We start from the raw sequence: 17,855 nt of genomic DNA, 5'->3' as shown, positions 1-17,855 counted from the left end.
GACCGGCACATAACAAGGGAGGGGATAATCGTGACACATCGTGATCGTCGCTCGACGTGCGTTCGCCGCATGGGGCACATCGGTTTCAAGGGCGGCGTCGCCTTATGGTACCTCGGCGCCGCCTCGCTCGCCCAGGGCCAGGCCGCGCCCGCCGATCAGGCACAGGCGACCACCCCCGATGCCGCGCCCCCGGAAATCACCGTCACCGGCATCCGCCAGACGCTGCAGACCTCGATCGCGGTCAAGCGCAACGAGAATGCGATCGTCGATGCGCTCGATTCGCAGCAGATCGGCGACCTGCCGGCGCTGTCGATCGGCGACGCGATCGAATCGATCACCGGCGCGACCAGCCATCGCGATCACGGCGAGGCCACAGAGATCGCGCTGCGCGGCCTCGGCCCGTTCCTCAGCAACGCCACCTTCAACGGCCGCGAGGCGACCAACGGCAGCGGCGATCGCTCGGTCAACTTCAGCCAGTTCCCGTCCGAGCTGATCAACAAGATCGAAATCTACAAGTCGCAGCAAGCCGATCTGATCGAGGGCGGCGTGGCGGGCACGATCGAGCTCGGCACGATCCACCCGCTCGATTACGGCAAGCGACTGATCTCGGCCGACGTGAAGGCCAATTACAACCCCTATGAGAACCGCATCCGCGGCGCGAGCGGCTGGGGCTGGCGCGGCACCGCGAGCTATATCGACCAGTTCCATCTCGGCGCGCTCGGCGATGTCGGCATCTCGCTCGGCTATCAGCATCGCGACATCAACGAACCCGAAGAGACGGTGGCGGGCAGCAGCACCTGGTTCGCCTGCGATCCGGAAAATCCTTCGGCCAAGAAGTGCAACGAGGTCTCGCGTGAGGACGCCGCCGCCGGCGCGCCCTTCTATCTCGCGCCGAACTCGCTCGCGTTCCGCCAGATCAGCCAGACCGACAAGCTCGACGCCTTCATCGGCGGCCTGCAGTGGAAACCGACCGACACGCTCGATATCAACATCGACACGCAATATTCGAAGCGCCACTATATCGAGGATCGGCACGACCTGAACCTGTCCGAGCCGACCTACAATCTCCAGAACGTCCAATATGACGACCAGCATCGGTTGCTGCACGACGAAGGGACCAGCTCGGTCGAAGCCAACGGCAATTATTACGAGCGGTTCGAGACCTATACCGGCATCGGCGGCGACGTCTCGTGGCGTCCGGTCGATCGCCTGACGGTCGATGCCGATCTGTCCTATTCGCACACCAAGCGCAGCACCATCCAGCGCCAGACGCGGCTGAGGACCGACGCCAAGGACATCTACAACGACAAGACGCCGATCAACAATCAGCGCATCCCCTATGTCTACGACGCGACCGGCGCGTTGCCGACCGTCACGTTCGATCCGCGCTTCGATCCCAATGACTGGACGCTGTTCAGCGACGATGCGCGCTTCCGCCGCGACGACGACGAGAATCGCGACACGATCTACGCCGCTCGTGGCGATGTCGCCTACGACGTCGGCGGATTCCTCAAACAGCTCAAGGCCGGCGCGCGCTATTCATGGCGCCACACCACCGCCAATTCGAGCCGCAACGAGATCACCCAGAACGACCGCTCGCTGGACGCCGAGGTCAATGAGGCCTGCCGCACCTATTTCCCGCAACAGGGATATATGGCCGACGCGCCGGACCGGTCGGTCACATCGTGGGCGACCTTCGACACGCTGTGCCAGTTCCAGCATTATCTCGGCACCGAGGATCCCGGCCCGCCCGCCGACACGCGCGGGATCGACAGCACCGACGTGACCGAGAAGGTGTGGGCCGGCTATGTCATGGGCACCTATGACAGCATGCTCGGCGCGACCCCGATCCGCGGCAATTTCGGCGTCCGCGTGGTCGATACGAGCCTCGTCTCACGCGGGCTACGCAGCGATCTTGAGGTGGTGACCAACCCCGACGGCTCGATCCGGCTCGAACCGACTGGCGATTTCACGGGCGTTTCGATCAAGAACCATTATTTCCGCGTCCTGCCCAGCATCAACGCCAATTTCGAGCTGCGCCGCGACGTCATCTTCCGCGCCGCCGCCTATCGCGCGATGTCGCGGCCGGCACCGACCGATCTCAGCGCCGGTCGCGACATCCGCCTTGCGGACGGCACCGACTTCACCTCGGTCGCCGACGCCATCGATCAGATCACCGCGAGCGGCAGCCCGAAGTTGCAGCCGATCATGTCATGGAACGGCGATCTCGCGCTCGAATGGTATCCCAACAAGGACACGATCGTCGCCGGCACGCTCTATTACAAGCAATTCGCCGGCGGCTTCATTCCCGTCGTGCGCGACGAGGATTTCGTGATAGGCGGCGAAACCGTCACCGTGCCGGTGACGCAGCGGCAGAACAGCACGCAGAAGAGCCACATCTACGGCATCGAGCTGACGCTGGCCAACCGCTTTTCCTGGCTGCCCCACCCGCTCGACGGGTTCGGCGGCAAGATCAGCTACAGCCACGCTTTGTCGAACTTCAGGAATTACGATATCCGGCTCGGCGACGTGGTCGATCCCACCACCGGTACGGTAACACCGGGGATCATCCCGCCCGCCAACATCACCGGCTATTCGAAGGACGTGCTGTCGGCGCAGCTTTACTACGAGATTGGCGGGCTGTCGGTGCAGGGCATCTACAATTACCGATCACATTACTTTCAGGACTTCGTCGGCGGCAATGCACAGCTGCGTTATGTCAGCCCGGTCGGGACGTTCGACCTGCGTGCCTCGTACGACGTCAACCGCAATCTCCGCCTCGAATTCCAGGCGCTCAACCTGTTCAACGAGAACCGCATCGATTACATGCCCGTCTACGGCAGCGTCCGGCAATATTATTATTACGGGTCGAAATTCTTCATCGGTGCGCGGGTCCGATTCTGATGCGCGCATGTGGCCTGAGGCTTGCGCTTGAGCGCATGAGCGGTAAGACAATCGGGTAGGAACGATGAGAACGAACCGATGGCGGGACGACGACTTTTCCAGGACATTGCCGATCGCATCATTGCGCTGATTGACGATGGCGTGTTCCCCCCCGGTTCGCGACTTCCCGGTGAGCGCGAGCTGGCCGAGCGGTTCGACGTCAGCCGGGTTACCATTCGCGAAGCCGAGATCGCGCTCCAGGCGACGGGCCGTATCCGCATCAAGACCGGCTCGGGAGTCTATGTTTCGGAAGAGCAGCCCGATGACGACCGTTTGCCGGAGATCAGCGCCTTCGAATTGACCGAGGCCCGTTCGCTGTTCGAATCCGAAGCCGCTGCGCTCGCCGCCCCGATCATCGGCGAGGATGATCTGGCGCTGCTACGCCAGTTGCTCGACGAAATGGCGGCCGACATCGACGATGATGAGCGCGCCACCGAGATCGACCGCAACTTTCACCTGACGATCGCGGCGGCTTCGGGCAACAAGGCGATCATCCACGTTATCAAGACGTTGTGGCGATTTCGCACGGAGCTGCCCGGCGTGCGCGATACGCATGCCGCGATCTGTCACCATGACGGCGCAACCCGTCAGCGCGAGCATGCCGCGATCGTCGATGCGCTTGTCGCGCACGATTCAGCCGCGGCGCGCCTGGCGATGCGCCAGCATTTCAACCGGCTGCTCGCCGCCATGCTGGATGCGACCGAACAGCGCGCGATCGAGGAGATCCAGAACCGCGCCGCCGCCAGCCGCGCGCGCTTTCTGATGAGCGCGCAACTCGGCTGACCATCGCCGGTCTCCGGCGTAGAACTGGTTTGCGGCCTTCGGCTCCTCACCCTTCCGGCCGGAACCAGCTTGCGCAATGGCCAACCGGATTTCGCGACCCTCGCTCGTACATCGGTCTCGGCGGCCTGCATTCTCGCCGTTACCAATGACGACGCATTTTCGATCTCATCGACGCAGGCAAAACGCGGGCGGCAAGGGCGTGCGTGCGCGTCGTATCGGCAGGCCCATGGCCGACGGCAAGGTGGCTTGCCACAAAGCAAATAGCTCCGCAACGCGGTAGGGAGTCCTTCCACGGAGCTGGTTCAAGGCACCAATCGTTTTTTGGGGCGATCTTACAAAGATTTGGTGAGCCGCTATCGATCTCCCGGCGCGAAATTGGGCCGTTGGCGATAGACGTAGTCTTTCCATTGCTTCATGGTCTGGATGTCACCCCCTCGAGACCAGGCCGCACCCGAATAATAGACGAATGGCTTCCCCGGCTGCACTGTCACCAGAACGAGATAGTTATCGAAGTCAGCGGTAACGCCGACTACTTGCTGCGGGTCGACCATGATTGCGACGCCCATTGCGCCTTTGCCAGGGTTGGTCGGCCCCCACCATACGAACCGCCCGGTCTTTGCATCGGCATCGAAATTGCCCAGCTTCACCGGGTCGGTGGGACGCTTGGCAATGCCGATGCCGACCACCAGCGGATCCGGCTTATCGCTCGATATTGTCGAAACCATGCGGGTGAAATTGGTTCCCGCTGGTAGCGTGAAGCGACGCGTTTCCCATACCTTGCGGTCGACGCCCACGGGCCATGGATCGTAGCTGACCTCGAACGAAGCGACGTCGGGACCATTCTGGAGAATGCGATAATGCGCATAGTTGCGTGACACCCACAGCTTGTGGTCCTGCCAGATGCCGAGACCGCCGGCGCCGCGTGACGTGTCGACGTTATAGAAATCGAGTCCCTCGCCGTGATTTTCATGCTGATCGCCCGTGCGCAGCTGGCGATCGGCAAACGGCCACGGGACGCTCTTGCCCCACGCATCGATGCCGGAGCTCGAGGGCGGCTCGATCGCCTCGAGCGGACGGCCGTAGATGCGGTGTGCGGTGCGATCGTTTTCCCACAGGATATCGCCATAGCGATAAGGCGCGAAAACGACTTCCGCGCGTTTCTTGCGCTCTTGCGGGCTCGGTGGCGGCAATGTCGATTTGGCCGAAATCGGCATCGGGGAAGGCCGCGGCGCAGCACCCGCCGTAAGCGCCAACAGCGTCGCCATTGCGACCAGACGTCCGATCATCGCCCTCTCCCGATCCGTTTCACCAGTTGAACATCGTCCCGTCTTCCAGCCGGTTCACCGGCAGGAACGCGCGCTTGTATTCATATTTCGCAGCGAGCTTTTCATTGATGTCGACGCCAAGCCCCGGCGCGTCGCCGGGATGCATCATGCCGTCTTCGAAGCGATATGCGTGCGGGAATACCGCGTCGGTTTCCTCGGTGTGGCGCATATATTCCTGTACGCCGAAGTTCGGGATCGCCAGGTCGAAGTGCAGCGCGGCGGCCATGCAGACCGGCGACAGATCGGTCGCGCCGTGGCAGCCGGTGCGGACATTGTGCAGCTCGGCAAAGCTCGCCAGTTTCTTCAAATGGCTGATACCGCCGGCATGGACGACCGTTGCGCGGACATAATCGATCAATTGCTCCTCAATCAGCTGCTTGGCGTCCCAGATCGAGTTGAAAATTTCGCCTACCGCGAGCGGCGTGGTCGTATGCTGGCGGATCAGCCGGAAGTTCGCCTGGTTCTCCGCCGGCGTCGCATCCTCCAGCCAGAACGGACGATAGACCTCCAGGTCCTTGCCAAGGCGGCCCGCCTCGATCGGCGTCAGCCGATGATGGATGTCATGAAGCAGGTGGACATCCCATCCCAGCGCCTCGCGCGCCGCCTCGAACAGCGGGGGCACCGAACGCATGTATTTCTCTGTCGACCACACATTCTCGGTCGGCAGATCGGCATCGGCGGGCTCGTAGAAATAGCGGTCCTTCGACACGCCATAGGTCGAGGCCAGCCCCGGCACCCCCGATTGCAGCCGAATCGCCTTGTATCCCAATTCCTTATAGTGCTGCGCCGCGGCTACCGTGTCGGCGATGTCCCTGCCATTGGCATGGCCATAGACCATCACGCCGTCACGGCTGGCCCCGCCGAGCAACTGATAGACGGGCAGGCCGGCCAGCTTGCCCTTGATGTCCCACAATGCGGTGTCCACCGCCGCGATCGCCGCCATCGTCACGGGCCCGCGCCGCCAATAGGCGCCACGATACAGGAATTGCCACACGTCCTCTATGCGATGGGCATCGCGCCCGATCAGGCACGGCACGACATGTTCGGCAAGGTATGAAGCCACGGCGAGCTCGCGCCCGTTCAACGTGGCATCACCCAGCCCGTAGACGCCCTCGTCGGTCTCGATCTTCAACGTCACGAAATTGCGCCCGGGGCAAGTGACGATGACCCGGGATCCGATGATACGCGGCACGTTCCCTCCTGTTCAGCGGCAATGCTCCGTCGCCCGCAAAGTTGACATACAACTTTTGCTCGACAATACCAGTGACACCGGTGGAAATTTTGAAATATGTCCCGGGGGAGAGAAATGACCACAAGCCGATTTGCAACCCGCATGGACGCAGCGGGTGACGGTGAGCGCGTTGCGGCTGCACGCTCGTGCTGACCGCGCTGATCACAGTCGCCGTGGCGGCGGCACCGACGCTGCCCGCGCCCGGCTCGATCCTCCACACCACCGAGCGCGTGGCGAACTGGCAGCTCGCGCATCGCGATTCTATCGCGCATATGCCCGCAGCCAATGCCGGCGCGCTTAACCCGCTCGATTGGCAGCAAGCGACATTCTGGCTCGGCATGACCGCGTTGGCTGATCGGGACCCACGCTACCGCACGCCAATTCTCGCGCTCGGCAGGCAACAGCGCTGGCAGCTCGGCAGTCGACCGTTCCATGCCGACGATCAATTGATCGGCCAGATTTGGGCATGGGCAGCGGTGCATGGCGCCGGCAAGGCGGCGCTGGCGCCGATGCAGCGTTATTACGACTATCTGCTGGCGCACCGGCCGACCAACGACCTGGCCTTCATACCTGACCCGAGCGGCCATGGTGACCCGCCCTGCACCACCCGCTGGTGCTGGTGCGATGCGCTGTTCATGGCGCCGCCAACGCTGTTCGCCTTGAGCAAGCTGACCGGCGATCCACGCTACGGGGCTTTCGCGGATCAGGAATTTCGCGCGACCGCGCAATATCTTTTCGATCCGCGCGAACGCCTGTTTTTCCGCGACAGCCGCTTTTTCGACCGCCGCGACGATGCCGGGCGTAAGCTGTTCTGGTCGCGCGGTAACGGGTGGGTGTTGGCGGGGCTCGCCCGCATTCTCCATACGTTGCCGGCAGATGATCCAAGCCGCGTCTATTATCGCACCCTGTTCCGCACGATGGCCGGCCGGATCGCCGCGCTGCAAAAGCCGGACGGTTATTGGTCCGCCTCACTGCTCGACACCGAAGCCAAGCAACCCGAGAGCAGCGGCACGGCGCTGTTCACCTACGCCCTGGCGAGCGGCATCTCACTCGGCGTGCTCGATCGCGCGACTTACCAGCCCATAGTCGTTCGCGGATGGCAGGCGCTCGAACGCGCCGTCCAGCCGAACGGCATGCTCGGCTGGGTGCAGCAAGTGGGCGACCGCCCCGACACGGCATCTGCGTCGGCTACCCAATTCTATGGTTCGGGCGCGTTGTTGCTCGCTGGTAGCGCAGTCTATTCGCTCGCCCGGGAGGATCGGAGGCATTGAAGCGGCCGTTCCCGGCAATTCCGGCTTCGATCGGGTCCAGCGCCTGGGTGATGCCGGATGCTCCATCATCAGGTCCAGGCAAGGCGGACATCCTCCCCGGCCTTGCCCCCTACGCCGCTGCGGCCACGCCGGTCGCAGCGGCATCCTTGTCGCCGCCTCGGGCTTAAGGCTTGCTCGTCCCACGATTTGGAGCGAGATACCCGTCCGTGACCAAGACCGGCCCGATAACGAAAGCGACCGCGCTTGCTGATGAATTGGTTGACCATTTCGAACGGCGCGTCATGTCGGGCGAGCTGCCGCCGGGAGCCCGTTTTCCGACAGAAGCCGCGGTGGTCGCCAGCGCGGGAGTGAGCCGCACGGTTGTGCGCGAGGCATTCGCGCGACTCGCCGCCCGCGGACTGCTTGAATCGCGTCGAGGCTCGGGCGCTTATGTCGCCGACGGCGCCCGCTATCGCGCCTTCCAGATAACCGCCGAGGAATTGCGGGAGATCGACGACATCCACCGGCTGTTCGAAATGCGCACACCGCTGGAAATCGAGATGGCCGCGCTGGCAGCCGAGAGACGCAACGAGACCGACCTGAAGGCGATGGCAGCGTCGATCGATGCGATGGTGCAATCGAGCGACGTCGATGCCGCCGTCAACGCCGACACCGCATTCCATACCGCAATCGGCCGGGCCACGCGCAACGATTATTTCACGCGATTCACCGAGTTTCTCGGCGTCAGGCTTGTTCCGCCACGGACGCAATATCTCAACATTCCGGGCGCTGTTTCACGCCAAAATTTCGTCGGCGAAATCGCCCGCGATCACCAGGCGATCTTCGATGCAATCAGCCGCGGGGATGCGCCGGCGGCACGCGAGGCCGCCGCACAGCACATGCGCAACAGCCACGATCGCCATGAATTGATGCGCGATACGTTCAACAAGAACTGAGCTTTTAAGTCGCTTTCCAATTCAGGCTACTCCGGTGTTGACACCGGTAGCAGCGCAACTTAAGTCGAACTGAGGTTGTATGACAACCAAGGGAAGAAGCCGGCCATTCCCGTAGGAAAAACACAGGGCGCTCTTCAGCGAACGCTCGATGACGATGACACCGGTTGTTTATCATGGGGCAACAGCGGGATAACGCTGGCCCGAGGAGAGGGGCTTTGTCATGAGCGTTGCCAACATCGCAAATATGGCTCGAACGTTTCAGGCGGGTCGTGAAGCGCCGTCGCGTGGCGATCATCCCGGTGCCAAACCGACCGTCGATCAGCTTGCAGAGCGCATCTCCCGGGTGACCAGGATCGGCGACGACGAATGCGCGACTGCCATTCCCGTGCGTCCTCTCGATCAGGCCATGGCTTGCGTCGGCAGCCAGGCTTTCGGCCGCATCTTCAAACCGGCAATCGGAGTGTTCGCATGAATCTCGCCCGCACGATCCGCGCTTCGGCTGCGCTGCTTGCCCTGGTGTCGATCGGTGCCGCGCCGGTCGCTCACCCCAATCTCGAGGATCCGCACGGCACCTATTACACCACGGTGGCGCCGATGAACCAGACGGTCGAGCGGCGGATCATGCCGCAGCTCGACCGCCTGCTGCACAAGCTGATCGACCAGCGCCGCGATACCACGCTCGATGGCGTTCGCGTATTCGACGCGCATGACAAATTCTTGCCCGGCAAGATCGCCGCGGGGATGACGTACCTGCTGCTCGATACGTCGCGCAGCAGCCCCAAGTTCGACGCCTATCTACGCGATTATCGTGCGATAGCCGACATGACCGTCGACGACGACAACGAGAGCTGGGGAATCTATTACTATATTTCAGCGCTCTATAAGCTGAAAAAAGCCGGCTTGCTCGATAGCGCGGTGAGTGCGCCAACCCTGGCCAAGCTGCGGCGAAAGCTCGACTGGCGTACATTCGTCGATGCCAAAACGATGCAGCCGATCAACCTGCCCAACAACTATACCGGCGTGGCTTTCTCGATCGCCCGGCTGCGGATGCTGATGGGCTGGGAAGACGCCTCGGCGAGCGATGCGCTGCTCAAGCGCATGATCGATCATTATCGCCAATATTCGGGCCGATATGGTTTCGCCGACGAAACCGACGGCCAAGGGCGCTTCGATCGGTATTCGGTGTTGCTGGCTGGCGAGATCGCCCAGCGGCTGATCGAGACGGGAATGGCGCCGCCGCCCGAGCTCAAGATCTGGCTGCGCAAATCGGCCGAATTGATGCTGCTGCGGTTGAACATGACCGGCGAGGGCTGGGAATATGGCCGCAGCATCGGCCCCTATGGCGAGACCTGCTTCCTGGAAGTGCTGACGGCCGCCGCAAAGTTCGGCGTGTTGTCGCCGACCGAAGAGCGAATGGCCTACGCCTATTCATCGCGCGTCGCAGCCCGCTACATGGATTTCTGGGTCGATCCCGAAACTGGATCGGTAAACATGTGGGATAAGGGCCGCCGCACCGATGCCTATCGCGGAAAGCACCGCATTTTCGGCGAGAATCTCAGCCTCGATCGACAATATCTGTACACCAACGAGGAATGGAACGAGCTCGGCTTCAAGGATCGTGCACCAGCGCCCGATTACGCCGCCTGGCTCAAGTCATTGTCGCGCTCGACCTTCACTTATTTCGCGCGCGACGATTATGATCGAGGCCTGCTGACGATCCGCGACCGCGGTCACGTGATCGGGCTGCCACTGGTGAACGGCGCCAAGGGGCAGCACATGCACAACCCCTATTTCCCAATCCCCGCCTCGACGGGCATGCTTTCGGGCGCAGCGGATGCCGATTATCCGCTGCTCGTCCCACGTTTTACGCTCGCCGACGGCTCGGTACTGATGCCGCTGGCGTGGTTCAAGCAGATCGAGATCAGTCATCAGGGCGACCGAACGATCGTTACCTATCACATGGATGCGATGGACCGGATGGGGCAGGACGCGCCGCAGCGCGATCCACGCATCCGCGTCACTACCAGCTATGTCTTCTCGCCGGGCTCCATAACCCGCGAGGATCGCTATTCCAGCGGTGGCGCACAGATCGATATCGCCGCGATCGATCTGGATTTCGTCGGCTTTTCAACCGCGCCGCATGCGGTCAGCCCGACCGAAGTTGCGTTCGCCAAGGGCGAAGTCTCACGGTTTCGTGCGACAGGCCTGGGCCGATGTACCGCAGAGCCAGTAGACGTTCCCCCCTTTCGCGCGCCGAGCGGTGCACTGCACAGCCGGGTCAGCTGCCACCGCGGCGCCGTCGAGCTGGACGCACCGCTCACCATTGGCTGGACTCTGTCTTACCACTGAAAATGAGAGGAACAGGAGGATGCGGCGGTAAGGAAGGCTTGAACGGCACCTGTGGTTCGGCCAGCCTGTGGCGCCGGCCCCACCGAGGCATAAAGGACGACCGTATCCGGCCAGCAGATCCGCTATCACCCAATTGAGTATTGACACCGGTGACACCAAACGATACCGCCATGGTTGTCATACAACCAAAAACAGGGAGGCAGCAACCAAAGGACGGGGCGCCGGTCAACGAGCGTCGGACGGCAACAGCGCAGAACCGCGTTGCGGCCGACAATCCGCTTCGAGCAGACCCAGTGCTTCCGCTCCAGCGGCTACTTCCTCAACTGCAATGACACCGATAGACAGAGATCGGTGATCGACCTCTGCGAACGAATAATAGTCAAATGGGAGAGAGAGGGGATGATTCGAGGCAGCTTCAATCGCGCGCCCGGGGTTCGCAATAGCGGTCTTGCCGCCGCCTTGTTGGGCAGTTCCGCCCTGGCGATAGTGGCCGGCCCGGCCTACGCGCAGAATGTTCGGAGTTCCACTGTCCAGGGCACGAGCAGTGCGAGCCGCGACGGACAGGAGTCGCAGAACTCCAACGAGATTATCGTGACCGGCATTCGGGCGTCGCTGCAAAGCGCGCTCAATGAAAAGCGCAAGGCCGACAATCTGATCGAGGTCATCAAGGCCGAGGATATTGGCAAGCTGCCCGACCAGAATCTCGCCGAGGTGCTCGAAAACGTCACCGGCGTCCAGATCACCCGGTCAGCGGGCGTCGGTACGGCGGTTCAGATCCGCGGGACCAATGCCAACCGCACGGAAATCAATGGCGTTTCAACGGTGGGTGCCGGCTCAGGTCGCTCGGGCATCAGTTTCGAGGATCTGCCGGCCTCGCTGATCTCGTCGGTCGAGGTCATCAAGGTGCCCGAGGCGAAGACGATCGAAGGCTCCGTGGGTGGCACGATCAATCTGCGCACGATTCGTCCGCTTGATCTCAACAAATCGCTGATCGCCGGCCGTGTGCAATTCGAGCACAGTGATCTTGCACGATCGACGTTGCCCAGAATTTCCGGAACGATCGGCGATAAGTGGGATACCGGCATCGGCGAAATCGGCATCGCGATAAGCGGCAGCTATGCGCGTCAGGATGTTGCCGAATTCAGCCCGCGGGTCGACCGCGACAATCTCAACCTGCCCGGCACCGGACCAAGTTCCCAGGACTTCCCCTTCTTTCAGATCCAATATTTCAACCAGGGCACGACCAGATATCAATACAAAACCTATAACGGCACCGCTTCGGTTGAATGGAAGCCCGCCCACAATCTGAAGCTCTATTTCGACTCCACCCTCAACAATCAGCAGCGCGCCCAGCAAAGCAACCGCGCGCAATTGTCGGGCGTGTCGAACAAGGGGGTTATCGATTCGACCGATAACACCGCGTTCGAGACAGTCGACCTAGGAACTCTTCAGGGGCCCAATGGCCCGATCGATCTCGGCACCGCCAAGGTCGTCGTCGCCGGCACGATGGGCATCGGTGTAGATGCCAATGGCAACATCGACAGCAACCTTCGTACGTCTAGCGACACCGGGTCACGGATTACCCATAGCCGCGTGTTCGATGCCGGTACGGAATGGCAACGCGGGAATTTGCAAGTCCGCGCGGAGGCATCGCTTTCAACGTCCAAGACGACAAACCCGAACTTTTCGACCACCTTGGATTTCATCAATCCACACGGTCCCCAGCCGGTATTCGGAACGGGCAGCCTGGATAATGGCGTGCCGCTGGAATTCGATCTGCGCCATGGTCTGACCTTCGGCATAGATCAGGCCAGCCCCGATGCGCCGACCCGTGACGAATTGCTCGATCCGGCCAACTACAGGCTGAACCAGGTGGCCCAAGGTGCGAACTCCGCCAACAACAAGGAGAAGGCGGCGCGACTCGATTTCCGCTACGACACATCGAATTTGAACTCGCTCGTTCCTTCGGTCGAATTCGGTTATCGCTGGAATCAAACGACGGCCGTCAATAATATCGTTTCGAACAACATCAGCTTCACTAACAATTCTACAGGTCCGAAGGGTCGATTCAATCGACCCAGTGGCGATCTCTTTTCGGATATCCTTACCGCAGCTCCCAACAACTTTAATGCAGCGGATGGACGTCGTTTATACTTTCCTGATTTCCTGATAATCGACGGCGGTGAGGCGTTCCAGGATCCCTCGAACGTCCTGTCTTCGCTCAATGACGCGATCACTGCGAGCAACGCGGCCAACCCGCAATATCCGGAAGTTCCCTTACTTGCCGGCCCCACCGAATCGGCCGTCGGGTACTTCAGCGTCAAGGAAACGACGCACGCTGCCTATTTCCAGGCCAATCTGGATATGGATATCTTCGGCATGCCGTCGCGCGGTAATATCGGCGTTCGGTGGCTCCAGACAAATCTGTCCTCGACCGGAAACAATGTCGCAAATGGTGAGGTCACGGGAACGTCTACGCAGAGAAGTCACTATACATTCCTGCTGCCACGCTTCAACATGGTGTTGACGCCTGCGCACAATGTTCTCGTCCGCACGGGTATATCGCGCGATATTCGGCGCCCGAATTTCGATGATCTTTCGACGTCCCGTTCCTTCGGAACTTCTGCCGAAGCAGTCGTGCAGGGCGGAAACCCAGACCTTGTTCCGGAAGTCGTTTGGTCGTTCGATCTTTCCAGCGAATATTATTTCGCCCGTTCGAGCCTGATAAGCTTGGGGTTCTTCCACAAGATTCGCACCAATCTATTTTCTCCCATCGTGGATTATCCTACGCCGATCGGATTCGTGGACGGCAATCCGCAATATTCGATCGACCCGACATGCCCCGGCGGCGGCGTCTACAACCCGCTGGCCAACCGCAATATCAACAGCCAGGTACCGGGCAACGGAATTTGCGCACCGCTCGGCTCGACGTTCAACGTAGCCGGAACAACGACCCAGACAGGTATCGAGATCGCGTTCCAACACGATCTCTCGGCATATGAAAGCACGCTCGGCTTCGCTTCCGGCTTCGGCTTTATTGGCAATTTCACCTACCAGAAGGCAGGCGGCTCGGCACACACCTATTACACCGGCCTGACCACCAGGAATATCGACACCGGGCTGGGCTTCCCCGCCGGGTCGATACAAAGCAAGGTTACACTGACCGACCTCTCGAAATTTTCCTACAATACCACGTTGTTTTACGACAAATACGGACTCAACGTGCGGTTTCGATATACGTGGCGCTCAAGCTACGTGACTAACGACCAATTCCGCTGGAATCTGCCGGTTATTGCCCATGCCCGTGGGCAGCTTAACGCTAGCATCAACTACGATATCACCCCCAACTTCAACATCGGCGTCGAGGGGATAAATCTTCTTCGCGGCGATCAGAAGCTATATTGTGTAAATGACAACGCCGTATTGTGTTTCCAGGGCCTAACGGATCGTCGTATCACGGCGGGGGTGAGCGTTAAGTTCTAGAAAAATATCGGCGGTAAACTTCGAGCCCTGAAAGAACGGCCGGTCGGTCACCCTCTTGAGGGTGGCCGGCCTGCCCCCCGATAACGGCACCTCAGAAAACCTCGCTGGCTTGATCTCAACGCACGATACGACCCGCGCGTCCACCGCCCGCCGCACGGTAATAGATCCGTTTCGCGAGCTCGGTCGCCAGGACATATCCCGCGGCGATCGCGATCGTGATGGCGAGCAGCGATGCGCCGATCGGGACGAAGCCGAACGCTTCGGCCGCCAGTGGCACGAACGGGAGCAGCGGCGCCGCGACCAGCATCGTCACGCTGCTGAGCAGCAGGCGCGAACCCGGCCGGCTTTCGAACGCGCGCCGCTGCGTGCGGAGCACCAGCACGACGAGCACCTCGGTCATCAGCGAGACGACGAACCAGCTGGTCTGGAACATTGTCTCGCCGGCGCGCACGATCAGCATCAGCACCGCGAAGGTCGCGAAGTCGAAGCACGAGCTGAGCAGGCCGAAAACGATCATGAAATGGCGAATGTCGCGGACGTCCCAGCGGTGCGGGGTTGCGATCCGCTCGGCGTCGACACGGTCGGTGGCGATGGTCAACGCGGCGATGTCGGACAGGAAGTTGTTGAGCAGGATCTGCTTGGGCAGGAGCGGCAGGAACGGCAGCAGCGGTGTCACAATTGCCATGCTGATCATGTTGCCGAAAGTGCTGCTGACGGCGATCGAGATATATTTCATCGTGTTGGCGAAGGTCCGTCGACCGTCGATCACGCCGCGATGCAGGATCGCGAGATCGCGCCGCAACAGCACGATGTCCGCGCTGGCGCGTGCGACATCGGTCGCCTGGTCGACCGAGATGCCGACATCCGCGGCATGAAGCGCCGGCGCGTCATTGATGCCGTCGCCGAGAAATGCGACGACGCGACCGGCGTGCTGAAGCGCAGCGACTATCCGCTCCTTCTGCTGAGGATCGATCTCGACGAACAGCTCGGTGGAAACGACGCGTTGGGCGAGCGCGGGGCCGCTCATCGCCGCGATCTCGCCGCCGGTAAGCATCGCCGCGCCGCCGATCCCGACCGCCTCGGCGATGTGTCGGGTGATGTAGCGATTATCGCCGCTGATCACTTTCACCGCGATGCCCAGCGAGCCGAGGTCGCGGATCGTTGCCGCAGCATCGGCCTTAGGCGGATCGAGGAACAGCAGCAGGCCGAGAAAGACGAGGTCGCGCTCGTCGTCGTGGGTCCAGCGTTTCGCCGCCTCGACGCGTCGCTCGGCCACGGCCAGCGCCCGCATCCCGGCTTCGCCTTGGGCCTGGAACAGCGCGTCGAGTTTTATCCGCCATGCCTCGGTCAGCGGCTCGTCCGCTTCGCTGACGCGCAGGCGGCTGCATACGGCAAGCACGTCGTCATAGGCGCCCTTGGTGACCAGGCGCCGCGCGCCGCCCGTCGCGACAATGATGCTCAGCCGACGGCGGGTGAAATCATAGGGGATTTCGTCGCTTTTAGTCACGCCGCCGGGAGACCAGTTCTCGTGCGCTGCGGCGGCACACAGGGCGGCATCGAGCGGGTTCGCGATGCCCGATTCGAAATGGGCGTTGAGGAACCCCGCCTCGCGCACGATCGCCGACGGCCGCCCGGCGGCGTCGATCGCGCCGGCCAGCGACACTTCACCCTCGGTCAGCGTGCCGGTCTTGTCGGTGCACAAGACGTCGACACTGCCGAGATTCTCGATCGAATCGAGCCGCCGCACGATCACCCCGCCGCGCGCGAGATCGCGCGCGCCCGCCGACAGCGTGAGGCTGATGATCGCCGGCAACAGCTCGGGCGACAGACCGACCGCCAGCGCCACCGCGAACAGCAGCGACTCGGTGAACGGCCGGCCGAGCAATTGATTGGCGGCGAGCACCACGATCACCATCACCAGCATCACGCGCAGCAGCATGGTGCCGAACCGGGCGATGCCACGCGCGAACGCGGTCTCCGGCTCGGCGCGACGCAGGCGATCGGCGATCGCGCCAAATGCCGTCGCGCGGCCGGTGTGCACGACCAGCATCTCGGCCGTCCCGCTACGCACCGCCGCGCCCATGAACGCGCAATTGGTGCGCGCGGCGAGGACGGCATCGACGGGAAGAGCGCCGGGATGCTTCTCCACCGGCATCGATTCGCCGGTCAGACTCGCCTCGGTCACCAGAAAGTCGCGCGCGGCGAGGATGCGCCCGTCGGCCGGGATCAGATTGCCGGCGGCGAGGCAGATAACGTCGCCGGGCACCAGATCGCTAACCGGCAGGTCGATGGTCGCGCCGTCGCGCCGGACCCGCGCGCGCAACGCGAGCCGCGCCCGCAAGGCGGCCACCGCAGTCGCGGCGCGATATTCCTGCAGGAAGGTCATCAGCGCGCTGCCGACGACGATCGAAAAGATGATCCCGGCGTCGAGCCAGTCGCGCAGGCCAGCCGAAACGATCGCCCCGAACACCAGGATCAGCACCAGCGGCGACGTGAACTGCCGCGCGAACAGCTTGAGCGGCGAAGCCTGTTCGTGGTCGTCGAGCCGATTGGCGCCGTATCGCGCCAGCCGCGTGGCGGCGTCGGCGCCGGTCAGCCCCAATCGCCGGGTGTCGAGCGCGTCGAGGAGCGCGTCTGCGGAGCCAGCCCAGAAATGTGCAAGTGCGTCGTCAGGAGCCGTCGCGCCGGCCGATGCGGCGTGCGCGACGGCGTCCATCGTCGCGGTCAGCCCTTCTTGATCTCAATGCGGCGGGTGCGGCCAGCGATCTCGGCGTCCTTGGGCAGCGTCACTTCCAGCACGCCCTTGCGGAATTCAGCCGAAATCCGGTCGGGATCGACGTCGGCGGGCAACGCGAGCCGCCGCTCGAACGCGCCGTAGCGGCGTTCGGAGAGCATGAAGCCCTTGTCTTTGCGCTGCTCCTCTTCGCGCTTCTCGCCGGAGATGGTGATTTCGCCATCGGCGACGGCGATCTCTATGTCGTCTTCCTTCATGCCGGGCAGCTCGGCGGTCAGGCGATAGTCCTTGTCGTGCTCGGTCATCTCGACCGCGGGCATCGGGCCGAAGTCGGTCGAGCCGAAATTGAACACGCTGCGCACCGGGCGGCGGAAGTCATCGAACAATCGATCGATCTCGCTGCGTAGCCAGCCGAGCGGCTGGTCGAAGGCAGCGGGCTGCGATTTCATCGGGGCGGGGGTCAGGTCGTTCACGCTTCGATACTCCTTGCCAAAGAGGGGTGCGGAAGCAGGACCGTCGTCAGGCGAACAACGCGATGTCGGGGGCCGGCTCCAGGGGGTTGTGAGCCTGCGGGTGATCGTGAGTGTCATCGTGACGACGCGGTATATCGCGGCTGAGATCCAGCCACGTTTCCAGCACGGCATTCCACCAGGCCGCGCCGACGATCAGCGGCGCCAACCAGAGCTGTTCGGCACTGGCTGAAAGCGACCGCCAGCTGGGGTGCGCTATGATGTCGACGCGCGGTTTCATGCCTGCCTCCTGCATCCGCTTTACCGATGTATGCAGCGCTTCCCGACGAAC

12 protein-coding genes are annotated in these 17,855 nt (G+C 62.3%); 7 read left to right on the top strand and 5 right to left on the bottom strand.

The annotated features are described in order from the left end of the window. Window positions 1-30 precede the first annotated feature (30 nt). Both K7G81_RS15045 and K7G81_RS15040 read left to right on the top strand, forming a co-directional pair. Window positions 31-2,904, top strand: a complete 2,874-nt coding sequence (locus K7G81_RS15045) for a TonB-dependent receptor (RefSeq protein ID WP_369412125.1) — start codon at window positions 31-33, stop codon at window positions 2,902-2,904. Between the two features lie 78 nt (window positions 2,905-2,982). Next, complete coding sequence (locus tag K7G81_RS15040; protein WP_223031643.1) at window positions 2,983-3,726, top strand: FadR/GntR family transcriptional regulator; 744 nt, start codon at window positions 2,983-2,985, stop codon at window positions 3,724-3,726. A 353-nt stretch (window positions 3,727-4,079) separates the two neighbouring features. Here K7G81_RS15040 and K7G81_RS15035 read toward each other — a convergent pair whose 3' ends face one another. Continuing rightward, window positions 4,080-5,012 (bottom strand): DUF4861 family protein, encoded by a 933-nt coding sequence (locus tag K7G81_RS15035; RefSeq protein WP_255587114.1) that lies wholly within the window; start codon window positions 5,010-5,012, stop codon window positions 4,080-4,082. Window positions 5,013-5,031: 19 nt separating this feature from the next. Continuing rightward, window positions 5,032-6,243 carry a D-mannonate dehydratase ManD gene (gene manD / locus K7G81_RS15030; RefSeq protein WP_223031642.1) on the bottom strand — a complete coding sequence of 404 codons (1,212 nt, stop codon included), beginning with the start codon at window positions 6,241-6,243 and terminating at the stop codon, window positions 5,032-5,034. Window positions 6,244-6,428: 185 nt separating this feature from the next. On the opposite strand from manD, the gene K7G81_RS15025 reads away from it, so the two are divergent. From K7G81_RS15025 to K7G81_RS15005, 5 genes are all read left to right on the top strand, one after another. Further along, window positions 6,429-7,553, top strand: a complete 1,125-nt coding sequence (locus tag K7G81_RS15025; RefSeq protein WP_223031641.1) for a glycoside hydrolase family 88/105 protein — start codon at window positions 6,429-6,431, stop codon at window positions 7,551-7,553. Between the two features lie 206 nt (window positions 7,554-7,759). Then, window positions 7,760-8,488: a FadR/GntR family transcriptional regulator gene (locus K7G81_RS15020; protein ID WP_369412124.1), complete on the top strand. Its 729-nt coding sequence runs from the start codon at window positions 7,760-7,762 to the stop codon at window positions 8,486-8,488. Window positions 8,489-8,708: 220 nt separating this feature from the next. Beyond that, window positions 8,709-8,960: a hypothetical protein gene (locus K7G81_RS15015; protein WP_223031640.1), complete on the top strand. Its 252-nt coding sequence runs from the start codon at window positions 8,709-8,711 to the stop codon at window positions 8,958-8,960. After that, window positions 8,957-10,837, top strand: coding sequence for a hypothetical protein (locus K7G81_RS15010; protein ID WP_223031639.1), 1,881 nt, complete (start codon window positions 8,957-8,959; stop codon window positions 10,835-10,837). Before K7G81_RS15015 ends, K7G81_RS15010 begins: the two co-directional genes overlap by 4 nt. Window positions 10,838-11,236: 399 nt before the next feature. Beyond that, a complete protein-coding gene (locus K7G81_RS15005; RefSeq protein ID WP_223031638.1) occupies window positions 11,237-14,320 on the top strand; it encodes a TonB-dependent receptor in 3,084 nt (1,027 codons plus the stop codon). 115 nt (window positions 14,321-14,435) lie between these two features. Here K7G81_RS15005 and mgtA read toward each other — a convergent pair whose 3' ends face one another. From mgtA to K7G81_RS14990, 3 genes are read right to left on the bottom strand one after another with little or no spacing between them, the layout of a single operon-like run. After that, window positions 14,436-17,036 (bottom strand): magnesium-translocating P-type ATPase, encoded by a 2,601-nt coding sequence (gene mgtA / locus K7G81_RS15000; RefSeq protein ID WP_223031637.1) that lies wholly within the window; start codon window positions 17,034-17,036, stop codon window positions 14,436-14,438. An 8-nt stretch (window positions 17,037-17,044) separates the two neighbouring features. Then, window positions 17,045-17,527 (bottom strand): Hsp20/alpha crystallin family protein, encoded by a 483-nt coding sequence (locus tag K7G81_RS14995; RefSeq protein WP_369412123.1) that lies wholly within the window; start codon window positions 17,525-17,527, stop codon window positions 17,045-17,047. A 46-nt stretch (window positions 17,528-17,573) separates the two neighbouring features. Further along, the gene (locus tag K7G81_RS14990; RefSeq protein ID WP_223031636.1) at window positions 17,574-17,804 is read right to left on the bottom strand and encodes a hypothetical protein; all 231 of its coding nucleotides are present in this window, start codon (window positions 17,802-17,804) and stop codon (window positions 17,574-17,576) included. Between the last annotated feature and the right edge of the window lie 51 nt (window positions 17,805-17,855).

Source organism: Hephaestia mangrovi, from assembly GCF_019880555.1.
Classification (GTDB): domain Bacteria; phylum Pseudomonadota; class Alphaproteobacteria; order Sphingomonadales; family Sphingomonadaceae; genus Sphingomonas; species Sphingomonas mangrovi.
The sequence above is the reverse complement of the archived record's forward strand: the minus strand, read 5'-3'. Positions and strand labels throughout refer to the sequence as shown.